Source organism: Vibrio sp. THAF190c (assembly GCF_009363355.1).
In the GTDB taxonomy this organism is placed as follows: Bacteria; Pseudomonadota; Gammaproteobacteria; order Enterobacterales; family Vibrionaceae; genus Vibrio; species Vibrio fortis_A.
The window spans coordinates 1-15,455 of sequence record NZ_CP045340.1 but is presented as its reverse complement, the minus strand read 5'-3'; the positions used below and the strand labels follow the sequence as shown (position 1 = coordinate 15,455).

The window sequence follows — 15,455 nt, the reverse complement described above, 5'->3', positions numbered from 1 at the left end:
AATAATAGATTATCCAAACTTTGCCTTAATAAAGCTAATGTGAAAAGCTACTCTCTTGTAAGCAAAATAACGTGGAGTTGTACGACTTTAGTTCGAAAGAAAAAAGAAAAGTTTATTCGAATATGAGATCTAAAATCTCGGCAAAGTGGTGAGTTACTTTGTAAACCGAAAATACAACAGAGGGTGGTTTATAACGGTCAATGATGAGTAATGCGGTTGTTTTTTGAACGAATGTTCACTGTTGCTGTAAAGGTAACAAGAAATGCTACATTTACATCTATGTATCAACATGCGTCATGTCTATTTTTTTGATTGTAAGTATTTATATTATCAATGTTATTTTGTAAAGTGCATACTCAGCTTGGGGGTGATTTATCATCCTCGAAAAAAGTGAAGGAGCATGCTCCTTCGCTTTTTTTAACTAAACTCAATAATGGAGTTATCAATGAGTTATAGATGGGCACTTTTTCGTCATAATTATTCACTTATAGGCGCTGCTTTCGAACTGTTTATTGTAGCACTATGCATTTTTTCATTGGCGTTACCTCTAGTATCTGAAAGCTTACTTACCTTACAAATCTCATCAGCTTTACTGCTCTTCTGTTTTGTCTTGATGTTTACTTTCGCTCGAAGTGACAAGTTACGCAGTTCGATGCATTGATCCAATGAAACTGCACTTAGTTCGTACCGAAATCACACCTTTATACCGGCGCGGTTTTGCTTGCCGCGCGCCATATAATCACCATCTTTCCCATACCTGTAATTATTCATGATTTGCTAATCTAGCAAGTTTCTGACGCCCAATAGTCATTAGTCACGTTGTTTTTCCTCTTCAGGGCTAACGACTATTCCCATCAGAAAATTTTGTTTATCAGCAAATTAGCTTCGGTCTGCTCAATGCCCTCGATAGAGCGTATTCGGCCTAGCACGCCACCCAACATTGAAAGGTTTGGGCTGCGCAGATTGGCTATCAGGTCCCACTTTCCATTCGTGTGATACACGCTTAATACCTCAGGAAAACTCTGCAGGTTCTTAAGTACATTGTTCTCATCTTTTGCTGCTACACAAATACTGATAATCGCTTCTACCTGACTCTGCTCAGTATCTTCACTAAGTTTGACGGTATAGCCGAGGATCACGCCTAACTTCTCCAGCTTGTTGATCCGGTTTTGTACTGTAGCGCGTGATACCTTGAGCTGCTTGGCGAGATTAACTACTGGCATACGTGCGTCTTTTCTTAGCAGAGCGATCAACTCGCGGTCCTTGTCGTCTAGGTTGCTCACACTTTCTCCTGAATAGTTTTTAATGACATATTGATAAATGAAGATAACAAAATGCCAGTTTTAGATAAATATTTGTACACTTTTCTGTCTTTTTGTTGGCTCAAGTCGCGTCTAGACTATTTCCATTCGCAGTATGCATTTGAATAATATGAGATTGAGGAGCTGTTGGATGACACTATTTTTGGATGTACAGGCGCTAGGTCGCCTAGTGAATGCGCAAGGTGCCGATACTTTCATGGCTGATTTACTTGGATATATGGAACAAGATTTCTGTCGTTGGCCAGAGTTTGATAAGTCGGCTCGAACCGCAGCGCACAGCGAGGTTGGGGTTATCGAATTAATGCCAGTCGCAGACCATAATCTATATGGCTTTAAATATGTGAATGGTCATCCATCCAACCCAAATCAAGGCCTCTCGACGGTAATGGCGTTTGGTGCATTGTCGGAGGTGGCGACTGGCTATCCGCGCCTGTTAACCGAACTGACTATCTCGACGGCTCTACGTACAGCGGTCACTTCTGTAATGGCGGCTAAGGCATTGGCAAGAAAAGATAGCCAGTCGATGGGGATGATTGGCTGCGGCGCGCAAAGCGAGTTTCAGGCCATCGCATTTCATGCCATTCTAGGCATTAAAGAGCTACGAATCTTCGACATCGATTCCGATGCGATGGATAAGCTAGCTGCGCATCTTGAGGCTTACCCTGATCTAAAGGTGATCAAAGCGGACAGCGCAAAGTCGTGCGTGCGCGGTGCTGATATTGTCACAACGGTGACCGCGGATAAGGCGTATGCAACTATCTTGACGCCTGATATGGTTGAGCCGGGCATGCATATCAATGGCGTGGGCGGGGATTGTCCGGGTAAAACCGAGTTGCATCTTGATGTGTTACTTGGTGGCAAAATCTTTATAGAGCATGAGCCGCAAACTCGTGTTGAAGGGGATATCCAACAGTTGCCAGATCAGCACCCTGTTTACCCACTATGGGAAGTGATTGCGGGTAAGAGCATTGGACGAGAAAGTGAACAGCAAGTCACCATCTTTGATTCGGTTGGCTTTGCCCTCGAAGACCTTTCAGTGCTGCGTTATATTTACGACCTTGCTACTCAGCTCGGCTTTGGTGAGACAATAGAATTAGTGCCACGTATGAGTAATCCTAAAGATCTGTTTGGTCTGATGAAAGCGACGCAATAACTCGTAACCTGGCGTATTTAGATTGGCGCTGTTGTTGGCGGGTTAAAGTGCCATAGAAAGAAAATGCCCATTAGCACTAACGGCTAATGGGCGTTGAAAACTTGCTTATTTCCGAGTGAAAGAATTACTCGTAGTCAGAAGCGTATGTGTCTTCGTAAGAGTGCGAGTAGAATTCAAATAAGTTACCAAACGGGTCTTCTAGGTAAACCATTTGTGCTTGCTTAGAATCGTCTTCTGGGTGGTAGCGCATGATGTCCATACGTACTTTACCGCCAAACTCTTCAACTCGCTTGATTGCCGATTCAAACTGCTCTTTTGGTAGCTGCAAACAGAAGTGGAAGATACCTAGACGAGAGAAGTCAACGTTATGACGCTCTTCACGGTCAACCATCTCGAATAGCTCAATGCCAATACCATCTGATGTTACTAGGTGAGCAATGTTGAAACCTTTGAAACCTTCACCAAACACAGCAATACACATACGACCAATTGCTGACTCACGCTCTTCCATCACTTTAGTGTTGTTCATTACAACGCGAAGACCTAGCGCTTTCGTGTAGAACTCTACCGCTTTGTCCATATCGCCAACCATGATTCCAACGTGATTCATTTTCATATTCTGCTCCAAAATCTGTCTAGATAAATTGTCTTGTTTTCAGCGTTTCGCTTCGATGGAGAGAATAATAGGATGTTAGGTTGATTAAATGAAATTATCATAATTTATATTAATAATAATTTTTTGTTATTATCGTGATTGGAGAAATAGTTCAATAAATCTTGTTCGAAAAATTCGAATTAATGCATCAAAACTGTCGGATTCTTTCTGTTGGCAGTGCCACCTAGACTGTTTACCAACAGCTGAGGGTAAACAGTTAATCGACCTCATATTAAACGAACAACTTTAAGGACAAGACGATGAAAGCATTAATTCAAAAACTCGCACAATCAAACGCTGGCTTTGGTGCATTGGCACTTCGAGTACCAGTTGGCATTATCTTTATGGCACACGGCGCTCAGAAACTGTTTGGCTGGTTTGGTGGTTATGGCCTTGAGGGCACTGGACAATGGATGGCATCAATTGGTCTTGGCCCTGGAGTGTTGATGGCCTTGTTAGCGGGAAGCGCAGAGTTTTTCGGTGGTCTGTTTATTCTTCTTGGGTTACTTACACGCCCAGCCGCGGCTTCGCTAGCGGTAACGATGTTAGTTGCTATTTTTGCGGTTCATTTTGAAAACGGCCTTTTCATGTCAAACAATGGCTACGAGTTTGGTTTAGCGCTACTAGCCGCGAGTGTGTCTTTGGCGTTCTCAGGAGCAGGAAAAGCAGCGATTGACGAAACTATAGCTAAAAAGCTGGCTTAAACCGCTAGCTGAAGGGGGGAATCATTATGATCACACTACGTCATGCAAACGATCGAGGAACAGCAAATTTCGGTTGGTTAGATAGCAAACATACATTCTCATTTGGTCACTACTACGATCCGAAACACATGGGGTTTTCGGCATTGCGTGTGATCAATGATGACCTAGTCAAGCCGGGCGCGGGCTTCGATACTCATGGACACCGTGACATGGAGATCATTAGTTACGTCCTAGAGGGTGTGATTGAGCACAAAGATAGCGAAGGTAATGTACAAACGCTACCTGCTGGAGAGTTCCAACTCATGTCTGCCGGGAGTGGTATTTATCACAGTGAGTACAACGGTTCTCAGAGTGAGGACTTAAAATTCCTACAAATTTGGATACAACCAAATACTGTTGGCAGTAAGCCGGGTTACCAACAGAAAGATTTCGGTACCAACACTGGCCTTACGGCGATAGCGACACCCGATGGTCGTAATGGCACCCTGCACATAAAACAAGATGCTACATTGCACCAGCTTATCCTAGAACCTGGGCAGAGTATTGAGTTACCGATTATTAATGACCGGAATGTGTATGTTCATCAGGTCACTGGGCAGCTATTGGTTGATGACGTACTTCTCGATGCAGGAGACGGCGCTAAAGTTGAAGCTCAGAACCAGTTAAATTTTGCTAACCAATCAAGCGAGTCAGTAACGGCACTGGTGTTTGATCTGCCATAACGAAGAAGAAATGAAGCGGCCTATTTAAATTAGGTCGCTTTTTGCTTTTCTAGGCGACATAAGTCCTTAACTTCCTGTTTGCTCGATCGCTTTCTTGAGTTTATCTAGCATCAGTAGTTGCTGAGTTTCTTCATCATGCAAATTACAGGTCGCGCATTTATTCTTACCATCCAATTTATACTTCAAGCAGCAGGTTTCTCTGCGGGTATAGATCTTTTGGAAGCCATTGAACGTCACTTTCTTGATTTCGTTTAGCTCACCACCTTTCGGTAACACTTTGTTGTATAGATTGTGCTGCCACTGAGAAACAACAGTTTCATCTATCAGATGTGTCTTCTCATCAAGAGGCTGGTTTGCAAGCTTTGAGAAGCTGATGTTACAGGCATAAAGGATGTTGCCCCAAAACACTCGCGGGTTTACTTTGTGCTTCTTAAACTTATCCGACAATGAAGCAGAAAGCGCGAGAATGGTTTCCACCAACTTATCGTCAAGCGCTTCCTGTGAAGCCATTTTTTCCCCACAATCATCCAAGCTGAAGCAAGGTGTCGAATCTAAGATTTCGACCTTGTCGATGCGGTGGTCATCAGCAACTGAAATATAGATATTGTCCAAAGAGAGTCTTGGTACACGGTTGAACACCACACGCATAGCGACCAGTGAAGAGAACAGAATCGCATTAAACGTTTTGTGCCATACCGGTGTGCTGAATGGCAATTTTGCCTCTAGTGACTCCGCGTAAGCATGCAGTGTTTCAGAAAACTCGGTCTCAAACCAATCACGACCTTTGATTCCTACTGGGTGAGAAGTCACGGTTAAACGCAAGAATGGTTCGTGCTTATGCAAGATAGCTTGTTGCTGCTTAAGTGTTAGCGTATTGGCATCTTGTGGCAATTCAATCAGTGGTAGAAATTGTTGTTGTATTCTTTCCATTAGATCGCTTCCTCACGAACATACGATTTTGGGAGACAGTAGGTGAAGCCATTAATCACTTCCATTGTTCCATCGACTTTAAAGACCGATTTCAGGGTCTCATCGGTTAATACGTCAAGTGGCGCGCCTTGGTTGAGAATCTGGCCTTTTTTCATCAGTACTAATTCATCACAGAACTGCGCGGCTTGGCTCAATTCATGAAGTACATAAACGATGGTAAGCCCTCGTTCTTTATTCAACTTATCCAGAACCTCTAGAAGCTCTAGCTGGTGGCCGAGATCAAGATAGCTTGTAGGTTCATCAAGCAATAACCATTGCGCTTCTTGAGCCAAACACATTGCGAGCCAAACACGTTGTCGTTCGCCACCAGAGAGCGAGTTGACGTCACGCTTCTCGTAACCATGAAGACCAACTGAGGCAAGGGACTCCAAAATCACTTGCTGATCTCTTTCACTGTTACCTTGATACCATTTCTTATGAGCAACACGACCAAGCGCCACCAACTGTTCAACCAGCACGCCTTCAGGGGCTGTCGGGTGCTGGGGCAAGATCGCAATGTGCTTTGCTAGCTCTTTGAGTTTCCATTGATTCAGAGGCTTCCCTTTGAAATTCACATTGCCGGTTTTCGCTTTGATTGCACCGGTCAGTGTTTTCATTAAGGTACTCTTGCCACAGCCGTTAGGGCCAATGAATGCAGTGACCTTACCTTCTTTTAGGCGAATATTTACATCATTAAGGATCATCGTGTCGTTATAACCAGACGTTAACGACTGACCTTCTAACCCAGATAAGGTTTTTGGTTGGTTTGACAGAGTCATTATGAGTGCTTCCTTAACAAGAATAAGAAAAAGGGTACGCCGCACAGTGCCGTGATAACACCTGCTGGAATTTCGGTTGGATACAGCAAGTGACGTGCTAAGAAGTCAGATAGCGCCAAGAACGTAGAGCCTAAAATGAGTGTGGTAATGATGCTAGAAAGCGGATGGTTTCCACAAAGAAGACGAGCAACATGGGGTACAACTAAGCCAATAAAGCCTATTGGGCCAACGGCAGATACGGCTGGTACTGTAATCAACACCGTCCCAATTAGTAGACCCACTCGTAGCAGTGCGCCATTGATGCCAATGCCTCGTAGTACCGAGTCATCATAACGAACCCATTTCAGCGGGATATAAACCAGAGCGACAAACACGATGCAGCCCAAGAACCAAGGTAATAGGTAAGAGACTTGCTCCCAACCTCGACCGTACATGCCACCCGCCATCCATTGCAATGCGATGTCTGTTTTGCCCTGACCGATCGTAAAAATAAGCGCTGAACTTGCTGCGCTAAGAATCGCCGTAATAGCAACACCGGTTAACAAGGTTAGGCTTGCATTGCCCAGCCGACTCGCAATCAATACTGGAATGGCACTTAGCAATCCGCCAGCCATAGCAAACAGAAGCAGTGCTTTCTCGACCGATATCTCCCATCCAAACCATGAGGGCAGAAGAATGGCACAAACCGCACCAAGTGATGCACCGGCATTCACGCCTAGAATGCCGCTGTCAGCAAGTGGGTTCTTGAGCGTGGTTTGAAGAAGGTAACCAGAAATTGCCAGCATCATGCCCGCCATTAACGCGAGTAAAAAGCGTGGCAATGTGAGTGACCAAAATGGATGGTAGGTTCCTTGGGCGATGAATAGAGCACCTGACTGGCGTAGCTCTTCGCTTTGTAAGATAAAAGCTATTGGCGCAAGAATTAGGGCGACCATTACTGGGATTAAACTACGACGTATCATGAGTGTCCCTTTAGCTTTTTGATGATCAGAGTCAGAAACCATGGTGCGCCAATGAGTGCGGTAATCACGCCAATAGGAATTTCTAATGGCATGAGTAGAGTACGCGCTAATAAATCTGCCGCTGTAACAAGTGCTGAGCCAATCAAGCATGCACCACCAAGCCCTAAACCCATCATTCGTGCAACATGCGGGGCAACCAATCCAACAAAACCGACAGGGCCAAAGGCACCAACTGAAACCGCAGTCAGGACCACTGAGATGATTCCAAACACAAGGCGATATTGGTTAATCGCAATGCCAAGCCCGCGAGCGACGGTGTCATCAAGCAGCAAGTAAGCGCGCTGACGATGGGTGATAGCCAGAAGGACAAATAATGGGATGACAGTGTAAACAAGCGGAGTGAATACCTCCCAGTTTGCACCGGCATTACTGCCAGTTAGCCAAAAGAACAGGGCTTCACTGTCTACTCGGTCTGAAAGAAGGATATAAGTCACCGCGGCTTGGCAAAAAGCACTCACCGAAATGCCAGCCAATGCAAGGCGAGCAGGGGTAACGCCGTTTTTCCAACTGATTGATAACGTAATCGCACCGCCAAGTAGGCCGCCGAGAACGCCCCAAAATAGCGGCGGTAACGGCAATAAAAACATAGTCGCGCATAATACGCTTAATGCGGCTCCCGACATAACACCAGTAAGGTTTGGTGAAGCCAGCGGATTGCGCACAATGTCTTGCATTAGGTACCCAGAAACTGCCAGAGCTGCGCCGCCAAATAAGGCGATAAGCGTTCTTGGTAATCGCAGTTCCCAAAAGACGAGCGCTTCTTTGCTTGAGCTAGTATCGGTAATAAAAGCGATAAGGTCGTTAAAGCTGAACTGGTAAATACCTGTGCTTAAAGAGAGTAAAACGATTACAACAAACGCAAACACAGTCGCAATGCACTTAATCGTGCCAAAAATTGAAGTTGTTGGATTAAGAGCAAGATTCATTCAACACCTCATATACACGCTCGGTTGTAGGTGCATCGAACAGCTCTGGATAGGCCTTATGTGCAATATCCATAGTCACCCAAATGCGAGAAATGGGTCCCTCGGGCTCTCGCCAGCTCATTGATACTTTGTAGACTCGGTTATTTTTAACCGCCTTGAGACTGTGCCAGATTTTTGAGTCTGTAAATTGAGGCTTGGCGGTTTCATAGATGAAGATGATGTCAGGGTCTAATTGTGCAAGCCATTCCAAACCTATTTGCCCGGAAAATGGCGTTTTGCTGGAGTAGGGAGAGGCTCCGCTAGCACTTTTTATATTTAGTTCTTCCATGAGAGACACTGCACCAAAGTGCGAGTAATAAGCTCGTGGAGTTACACCGGCGCTAGTCAGAAACAACCCTGATAGTTTTTTGTTTCCGATTTGATTTTGCAAATCAGAGATAAAATGATCAAAACATTGATTGAGTTTTTTCCCTTGTTCGGCTCTCCCGAGTGCATAGCTCGCTTTTTCTACCGCCGAGTAACCATCTTCTAATGTAATTAAGTCGAATCCATATGATGGGGCAATTTCTGTATATCTCTGATGGTAAGGCGCCAGCATTCGACTTAACCCAATGACGAGATCAGGTTGAGCGTTATATAGAGCCTCAAAACTGGTTCTTGAGCGATTCCCTAGTGTTGGGATGTCATCCAGAGTATCTAAATATTCAGGTTGTCCTTGAGGGAAGTCAGACAAAGCGACTGGCTTTTCACCGAGAGCAAGTAGCAGTTCAGCGCCAAAATTTGAAACACTTGCGACTCGTGGGAAGTGATTGTATTCAGCCTGTTTAATATGTTGACCTAAGTCATCGTTAGGGTTTGATAGAGCTGGCCAGGATTTGCAAATAAGTACCCCAAATAATATTGATTTTATGAATTTATCTGTGGATTTATTAATGTTCATGAGATGGTAAATGATAATTGTTGATATTTACATTATTTACATGCGTGCTAGACTACCACGCATTGGCAAAGCCCTCAATAACGTCGGTTTAATAAGCTTTGTGTAAAAATATCTTCGATTTATATAGGTAGTGGTATTCGATGAAATTTAAACAAAACAAGCTGCATTTTGCAGTGGCTAGTGTTCTTTCAGTGTCAACTTTCTCAGTTATTGCTCAAGAAAGCTCTGAAGTTAAAGAAATGGAAACTATTGTTGTTACGGCGAGCCGTAGTCAACAGACTTTAAATGACGTACCACGCTCGGTCACGGTGATCGACAAAGAGCAATTGTCGACTCAATTGAAACAAAGCCGCAGTATTAACGACGTGCTATCAACTCTTGTTCCAGGCATGGGAACATCTATTCACGGTAACTTAAGTAGTAAGGGTCAAAATCAGATTCGTGGTCGTCGTGTTCTGCTACTTATTGATGGTGTGGCTCAAAACAATGGTTTCCTGGACTTTGGTCAAGAGCTCTCGTCAATTGACCCAGAAAACGTGGAGCGAATCGAAGTTATTCGTGGTGGTTCTGCAGTGTACGGCCTTGGCGCGCAGGGCGGCATTATCAATGTTATTACCAAAATGCCTGAAGAAGGTGAGGTTGAATACCGCACAAAAGTTGGTACGAGCTTCCAAGAGTTTGGCAGTGACGCATTTACCTGGAATGTTTATCAAGAAGCTCAAGGTGGTGATGCGCAGGATCAGTGGCGCATGGGCTTAGGGTATGAGCAACGTGGCGGTAGTTACGGTGCAAACGGCGATCGCCTACCATCTATTAATAATGAAGACGATATGGATAACATTAATTTTAATGGTGTCTGGAATCGTAACATTGATGAAGATCGTTCGTTGACTCTTACTTTTGGTATTCGCAATATTACCGATAATGATGGTTGGTGTCCGACTGGCGCAGACCCTGATAATGGTGTTCCTGCTCAAGCTGTTCATTGTGGTGCCGGCTATGGTTATGACCACGAAGCCGCGAAAGCCGCAGGCGCTTCACCAAATGAGGTGACTCGTACCTTTGCGAACTACCAAGCTCGCTATCAAGACTTAGGTTTCTCTTTGGGCATGCTCGATGTAACGGGCTACTGGATGACGCAAGATACTGAAACTTATACGTTCGGTATGAAGGATTACACAGATCCTGCAGTACCAGTCGCTTACGGCCATAATGAAACTGACTTTGATCGCTATGGCATGAAAGTGAATGTAAGCAGTGATGTTGACTGGGCTTGGGTGACATGGGGTTTAGATTTAGAACAACAAAGCTTCAAACAGCCAAACAGTGTTGGTTATGTTAACAACACTCCAGATGTTGAACAATTTGCGATTGCACCATTTGCTCAATTTGTTAGTGACATTACCGCTGATACATCACTCTCTTACGGTTTACGTTACGAGTACGTTCGTTTGAGTGTCGATGATTTTATTGTTGGCAATACATACAATGGCACTGCTGGTAATGAGGTCGAAGGTGGCAACCCTTCTTTTGATGAATTCTTATTTAACATCGGAATTACCCACTACTTGACAGATAATCACCAACTATTTGCTTCTTATGCTCAAGGTATGTCGACCAATGAGGCTCTTCGTGATATTCGTGATGGCGGCAGCGCGACAAATCCGATTACTAGCGTAGACGGAGCGATTAAACCCATTGTTACAGATAACTACGAAGTGGGTGTTCGCGGTCTAGTTTCGGAAGCTGACTACTCATTAGCGGCGTTCTATAGTGAATCTGACCTTGGTGCAACGTTAAGCCAAACTGATGATGGTTCACTAGAAAGTACTCGTGCACCAGAAAAGGTGTGGGGTGCGGAAGCGACATTGGGCTATAACTTCACTCGAGGTCTTCGCAATGAGAGCACGGTATCTTGGCAAGAAGGTGAGCGTAAGCTGAATGAAAATAGTGGTTGGGAGCCGCTAGATGGCACTCGTATTTCACCTTTGAAAGTGACCTCTATGTTTATGTACGATGCTCATGAGTTGGGTCGCTATAACATGACCATCGTGTACTCTGGTTCTCGTGATGAATCAGACAAAATTACTTCGGGTGCCGATGCGCCAGTAGATAGTTTTGTTGTGGTTAACACCGGTATGGATTACGACTTACCATTTGGTACTGTTAGCTTTGCTATTGAGAATTTGCTTAACGAAGAGTACGTAACGCCATACGCACAAGCAGACGCTCACGCAAACCGTTACTACAATGCTCCTGGGCGTCGTTTCCACTTAAACTACGAAGTAAAGTACTAACGCTCTCGCGTTTAATCGACACAACAAACAGCCCCTTAACTGAATAGCTTGGGGCTGTTTTCGTTTAAAAAGGTTAGAGGATTACCATTCAACCTCTGAGCCATCGAATACTTTGAAACTACCAGACTCTTCGAACGGTAGGGACTCCGCAAGAGCGATAATCCCTGAGACACTCTCTTGAGGAGTGAACGTAGCATCTGTTCCACCCATGTCCGTTTGAACCCAACCAGGATGTACCGCGAGTGTTTTTACTCCGTACTCTGCAAGGTTTCTCGCTGCGGAGACTAGGATCTGATTGAGCGCAGCTTTAGACGTTCTGTAGCTATACATGTTGCCAGAACCGTTGTCGCCAATACTGGCCACTCGGCTGGAAATTCCTACGATGGTTTTTAGCTCGCTTGAAGCGACATTGTTTCTCAATGCTTGAATGATCAGTGCAGGGGCGACGGTGTTAACATTCAACACTTCTAGCCATTTGGATTGTGTCATTTCGCCAAGTGTTGAGCAGTTCTCTCCCAATACGCCAGCATTGAGAATTAAGTGGTCAATGGCTCTACCTTCGAGAGATTTACCCAACTGAATGATATCTTCTTCTGTTGTCACATCGAGTTTCATCAGTTCAACGTTGGCCGTGTGTGACAGCTCAACTAAAGTCTTAGCACTCTCTGGTGAACGACAGGTGGCAATAACATCCCATCCTTTGTTTAGATACTGTTGTACAAATTCCAGTCCTAGACCACGATTCGCGCCAGTAATTAAAACAGTCGACATTTCTTATCCTCGGTTGATTACTTTGATGTCGATTATTTTATTGGACCTCGATATCAACAGGCATAAAAGCAATAACTAAAGGCAGTATATTCGACAATGTCGAATGGATGAGGTAAACGAGTTAGACCGTCTTTACCTTGATCATTTACTTAGAAACAGCTTGGCGAAGTGCTCCAAACGAGAAAGGTTGAGTTCCTTAGCGTTACCACTGACTCCCGCTACAGCAACTAATTCGCCTTCTTGATATAAAGGAATTGCCAGACAGTGCAGATTTGGTTCAGCTTGCTCTAAGTCGAGTGCGAAGCCCCGCTTTTTGACCTCTTTTAACTCTGCCTCTAGTTGTGACGATATCTGCCCTTTGAGTCTTAGCTGACGAAGTAGAGACTCGTCGAACGTTAGGAATACCTTTCCTATTGCTGATGATATGAGCCCTTCTCGTTTACCACGGGGACTGCGAATGGTTAAAGGGTTGCTCTTTTCAACGGAATCGATGTACAGATACTCTTGCGCGCCACTTTGCACAGCGAGATAAGCAGTGTTATCTGTCATTTGTGCCATACGCTCAATTAAAGGATAGAAGTGTGAACGGATCGCTTCGTCTTTCTGTTCCAATGGCTTTGAAAGCTCTCTAAAGCGTAAACCTAAACTGTAACCCGCTTTGCTTTTGGTGACATAACCGAGCGAGTGTAGTGTCGCGAGTAAGCCATGCGCTGTGGTTTTGTTAAGTCCCACACGTACACTGATCTCTTGAAGGGATAACTCTGTTGAGCTGAGCGATAAAGCCTCAAGTATCAAGAAAGTTCGCTCTACTGACTGAATGTTGCGTGTATTACTCACGATATGATTTGTCCTTTCAGGTAGTTCTTCGCGATTTGCGCTATCGTAGCGATGATATCTGACTCTAATTCAGAGGCCTCAGAAGAGAGGTTATAAAACAAAACGCAATCTTGCCTAATCAACTCAGGTGCCTCAATGATACTCAGCTGTCTGATCTCCCCCTTATCAATGTAGGGTTGCATGTCAGCTTTTGTGGATACTGTCCAGCCTGATTGTTTTAGTTTCTCTATGAGCAGTGTTTTGCTAGAGACTATCTCGCTATGACAACTAACGTTAGTGTGCCGTAGCCCATTTGAACGATCATTTTCAGTGATAAGTTGAAGCTCAACACTTAGTTCTGCTATCGATAGAGGGCCATCGGGTAGAAAGGAGCTTTGTGATGTAAACAGACCCAGTTCACAAGTCCCCAAGTTGATGTTACCCACCCCTGAAGTAGGGTGGAGATTACCAAGCCCGGGCATGATCGCGATAAATGCGTCTCCGTGTTCGACACGTTTTAAGCTCTCATTTCGATCCTTCTGCAACCAATCAATCGCTATCTCGTTGTGCTTTTGTTTAACGCTACTATCAATGAGTGAGAGTAGTTGAACTGGCGTTGAAGAGTCATGGTAGATGCTGATTCGACTTAATTCGCCTTTGTAAGCTGAGAAGGCAATATTTTCAAATTCTAACGATTGACGAGCCAGCAAGCGAGCGCGAGGGTAAAGCCGATGAGCAATACTTGTAGGCTGTGCTTTCTTACCTTCAATAGTGAAAAGCTCAACCCCCATTAAATCTTCCAATGTATTAATACGCTCACGCACTGTAGAGCGAGCTTTGTTGAGTTGAACGCTCGCCGCGCTATAGCTCTGAAGTTCGTAAACAGTAGTGAAACAGGTAACTTGCTCAATCGAGATCATGAACTCACCTTTGTACGCTTAGGGCGTACATTATGGATTTATATGTTCGAAATTATCACGATATTCTTGCTGCGTACACAAAGACTATTCTTGGAGAGTTTGAATATGAAACCATCATTACTTACTGCCGTTATTGCGAGCACTTTCTCTATCGGAGCGGTTGCAGAAATCAAACCCATGTCGACAGTACCTGCAAAGCCTGCCGAGCAAGTGACATTGAGCAATTACACAGAGCATCCATATAATCATTGGTCGTTTCAAAATATGGGTATTCACCCGGTGGTGATGGTTCCGCGAGACGGTGCGATTAGTGAACTCCCACAGAATTTAAGGCCTGAAATTGTTGAGCATAAGTTTAAGTACGGCGAAACCGAATACACTTTTCGAGACGCGATGATCAATGACTTCACTGATGGGTATATCGTTATTAAAGATGGCAAAGTCCTACATGAGGAGTACTTTGGTGATTTTGGCCATAGAGACAAACACCTTTGGGCGTCGAGTACTAAATCTCTTGTTGGCCAAGCGCTGGGCTTATTAGTAGAGCAAGGTAAAGTCGATGTGAATGAGAAGGTGAGCAAATATGTAACCGAGCTTGCCGGCACTCACTTTGGTGAACAGTCACTGCGCACCGTTCTGAATATGACATCTGCGCTCAACTACCGTGAAGACTACGTCAACATCGCACCAGGCGAGGTGCATTATGAATATTTCCGCCGCTTAGGGTTTGTGCCCGGGTATGACTTGATGGCTATCGACCCAACCAAAGATGACACGCCGCGAGATTTACTCAGCTTCGCAGGTATGTTTGAACAGTCTGAAGATTTACCAATCAACAACACCTTTGAATATCACAGCCCAAATGTGGATGTTATCGGGTGGGTGATTGCGCGAGTATCGGGTCAGCCACTGAACAAATTCATCGCTGACAACATTTGGAACAAGCTGGGCACTGAGCATGATGCCTTCTTTATGGCTGACATCGGCTATAACCCAATCGCAACCGGTGGATTCAACACAACATTGCGCGACTTTGCCCGTGTGGGTTTGGCCATGGTCAACAATGGGCAATACAACGGCGAGCAAGTATTTTCCGAGAAGTGGGTGAAAGATTCGTTTAATGTTGATGAGCAAGATAGAAAAGCCACAAACAACAGTATCTACAAAAAGAAAGAGGGCGCAGTGTATGACTCTCATCTAGAGGGATACAAGAACTTCTTGTGGGTGCACGACTCTGAGAAAAATATCGCGACCTACCGAGGTGTATTTGGTCAGTTCCTTTACATCAACCAAGATAAAAATGTTGTTATAGCGACGTTCTCTTCTGCCAACAGTGCTTCCAATGCAGCAAGGGAGACTTCCAAGATTCGGCTGGATGCATTTGAGTCTTTGGCAAACTCTCTTTAATTAACCAACTGCATAAGGCGTTCAGAGGAGCGCCTTATTTCTATCAGATGAA

At 44.6% G+C, this 15,455-nt stretch carries 15 protein-coding genes; 5 read left to right on the top strand and 10 right to left on the bottom strand.

The genetic code is table 11. The annotated features are described in order from the left end of the window. Positions 1-854: 854 nt before the first annotated feature. Positions 855-1,283: an Lrp/AsnC family transcriptional regulator gene (locus tag FIV04_RS22700; RefSeq protein ID WP_152470717.1), complete on the bottom strand. Its 429-nt coding sequence runs from the start codon at positions 1,281-1,283 to the stop codon at positions 855-857. 169 nt (positions 1,284-1,452) lie between these two features. Between FIV04_RS22700 and FIV04_RS22695 the strand changes: the two genes are divergently transcribed. Beyond that, entirely contained in the window at positions 1,453-2,475 is a 1,023-nt protein-coding gene (locus tag FIV04_RS22695; RefSeq protein ID WP_152470716.1) for an ornithine cyclodeaminase, read from the top strand. A 124-nt stretch (positions 2,476-2,599) separates the two neighbouring features. Here FIV04_RS22695 and FIV04_RS22690 read toward each other — a convergent pair whose 3' ends face one another. Beyond that, on the bottom strand, positions 2,600-3,091 hold the full coding sequence (locus tag FIV04_RS22690; RefSeq protein ID WP_152470715.1) for a VOC family protein: 492 nt from the start codon (positions 3,089-3,091) through the stop codon (positions 2,600-2,602). 299 nt (positions 3,092-3,390) lie between these two features. On the opposite strand from FIV04_RS22690, the gene FIV04_RS22685 reads away from it, so the two are divergent. Further along, positions 3,391-3,834: a DoxX family protein gene (locus tag FIV04_RS22685; RefSeq protein ID WP_152470714.1), complete on the top strand. Its 444-nt coding sequence runs from the start codon at positions 3,391-3,393 to the stop codon at positions 3,832-3,834. 26 nt (positions 3,835-3,860) lie between these two features. Then, positions 3,861-4,556, top strand: coding sequence for a pirin family protein (locus FIV04_RS22680; protein ID WP_152470713.1), 696 nt, complete (start codon positions 3,861-3,863; stop codon positions 4,554-4,556). Positions 4,557-4,622: 66 nt separating this feature from the next. Here the strand turns inward: FIV04_RS22680 and FIV04_RS22675 are convergent, their stop codons facing one another. From FIV04_RS22675 to FIV04_RS22655, 5 genes are read right to left on the bottom strand one after another with little or no spacing between them, the layout of a single operon-like run. Beyond that, positions 4,623-5,486, bottom strand: coding sequence for a (2Fe-2S)-binding protein (locus FIV04_RS22675; RefSeq protein ID WP_152470712.1), 864 nt, complete (start codon positions 5,484-5,486; stop codon positions 4,623-4,625). Next, positions 5,486-6,304 carry an ABC transporter ATP-binding protein gene (locus FIV04_RS22670; protein ID WP_152470711.1) on the bottom strand — a complete coding sequence of 273 codons (819 nt, stop codon included), beginning with the start codon at positions 6,302-6,304 and terminating at the stop codon, positions 5,486-5,488. Before FIV04_RS22670 ends, FIV04_RS22675 begins: the two co-directional genes overlap by 1 nt. Next, a complete protein-coding gene (locus tag FIV04_RS22665) occupies positions 6,304-7,266 on the bottom strand; it encodes an iron ABC transporter permease (protein ID WP_152470710.1) in 963 nt (320 codons plus the stop codon). The genes FIV04_RS22670 and FIV04_RS22665 overlap by 1 nt, the downstream gene beginning before the upstream one ends. Further along, positions 7,263-8,252 (bottom strand): iron ABC transporter permease, encoded by a 990-nt coding sequence (locus FIV04_RS22660; protein ID WP_152470709.1) that lies wholly within the window; start codon positions 8,250-8,252, stop codon positions 7,263-7,265. The genes FIV04_RS22665 and FIV04_RS22660 overlap by 4 nt, the downstream gene beginning before the upstream one ends. Next, entirely contained in the window at positions 8,236-9,192 is a 957-nt protein-coding gene (locus FIV04_RS22655; RefSeq protein ID WP_152470708.1) for an ABC transporter substrate-binding protein, read from the bottom strand. Before FIV04_RS22655 ends, FIV04_RS22660 begins: the two co-directional genes overlap by 17 nt. Before the next feature lie 140 nt (positions 9,193-9,332). Between FIV04_RS22655 and FIV04_RS22650 the strand changes: the two genes are divergently transcribed. Continuing rightward, positions 9,333-11,489, top strand: a complete 2,157-nt coding sequence (locus FIV04_RS22650) for a TonB-dependent receptor (RefSeq protein ID WP_152470707.1) — start codon at positions 9,333-9,335, stop codon at positions 11,487-11,489. Between the two features lie 81 nt (positions 11,490-11,570). On the opposite strand, the gene FIV04_RS22645 is transcribed toward FIV04_RS22650, so the two are convergent. The 3 genes from FIV04_RS22645 to FIV04_RS22635 all read right to left on the bottom strand — a co-directional run bounded on the left by FIV04_RS22645 (position 11,571) and on the right by FIV04_RS22635 (position 13,996). Further along, complete coding sequence (locus FIV04_RS22645; protein ID WP_152470706.1) at positions 11,571-12,260, bottom strand: SDR family oxidoreductase; 690 nt, start codon at positions 12,258-12,260, stop codon at positions 11,571-11,573. 141 nt (positions 12,261-12,401) lie between these two features. After that, positions 12,402-13,100, bottom strand: a complete 699-nt coding sequence (locus FIV04_RS22640) for an IclR family transcriptional regulator (protein WP_152470705.1) — start codon at positions 13,098-13,100, stop codon at positions 12,402-12,404. Then, the gene (locus FIV04_RS22635) at positions 13,094-13,996 is read right to left on the bottom strand and encodes a LysR family transcriptional regulator (protein WP_152470704.1); all 903 of its coding nucleotides are present in this window, start codon (positions 13,994-13,996) and stop codon (positions 13,094-13,096) included. The genes FIV04_RS22640 and FIV04_RS22635 overlap by 7 nt, the downstream gene beginning before the upstream one ends. 105 nt (positions 13,997-14,101) lie before the next feature. Between FIV04_RS22635 and FIV04_RS22630 the strand changes: the two genes are divergently transcribed. Beyond that, positions 14,102-15,403: a serine hydrolase gene (locus FIV04_RS22630; protein ID WP_152470703.1), complete on the top strand. Its 1,302-nt coding sequence runs from the start codon at positions 14,102-14,104 to the stop codon at positions 15,401-15,403. Positions 15,404-15,455: the final 52 nt, after the last annotated feature.

Excerpts from the sequence above, each read along its gene's own strand:
- FIV04_RS22660 (WP_152470709.1), bottom strand. The coding sequence starts at position 8,252 with ATGAATCTTGCTCTTAATCCAACAACTTCAATTTTTGGCACGATTAAG.
- FIV04_RS22630 (WP_152470703.1), top strand. The coding sequence starts at position 14,102 with ATGAAACCATCATTACTTACTGCCGTTATTGCGAGCACTTTCTCTATC.
- FIV04_RS22645 (WP_152470706.1), bottom strand. The coding sequence starts at position 12,260 with ATGTCGACTGTTTTAATTACTGGCGCGAATCGTGGTCTAGGACTGGAA.
- FIV04_RS22690 (WP_152470715.1), bottom strand. The coding sequence starts at position 3,091 with ATGAAAATGAATCACGTTGGAATCATGGTTGGCGATATGGACAAAGCG.
- FIV04_RS22685 (WP_152470714.1), top strand. The coding sequence starts at position 3,391 with ATGAAAGCATTAATTCAAAAACTCGCACAATCAAACGCTGGCTTTGGT.
- FIV04_RS22655 (WP_152470708.1), bottom strand. The coding sequence starts at position 9,192 with ATGAACATTAATAAATCCACAGATAAATTCATAAAATCAATATTATTT.
- FIV04_RS22665 (WP_152470710.1), bottom strand. The coding sequence starts at position 7,266 with ATGATACGTCGTAGTTTAATCCCAGTAATGGTCGCCCTAATTCTTGCG.
- FIV04_RS22635 (WP_152470704.1), bottom strand. The coding sequence starts at position 13,996 with ATGATCTCGATTGAGCAAGTTACCTGTTTCACTACTGTTTACGAACTT.
- FIV04_RS22650 (WP_152470707.1), top strand. The coding sequence starts at position 9,333 with ATGAAATTTAAACAAAACAAGCTGCATTTTGCAGTGGCTAGTGTTCTT.
- FIV04_RS22680 (WP_152470713.1), top strand. The coding sequence starts at position 3,861 with ATGATCACACTACGTCATGCAAACGATCGAGGAACAGCAAATTTCGGT.
- FIV04_RS22695 (WP_152470716.1), top strand. The coding sequence starts at position 1,453 with ATGACACTATTTTTGGATGTACAGGCGCTAGGTCGCCTAGTGAATGCG.
- FIV04_RS22670 (WP_152470711.1), bottom strand. The coding sequence starts at position 6,304 with ATGACTCTGTCAAACCAACCAAAAACCTTATCTGGGTTAGAAGGTCAG.
- FIV04_RS22675 (WP_152470712.1), bottom strand. The coding sequence starts at position 5,486 with ATGGAAAGAATACAACAACAATTTCTACCACTGATTGAATTGCCACAA.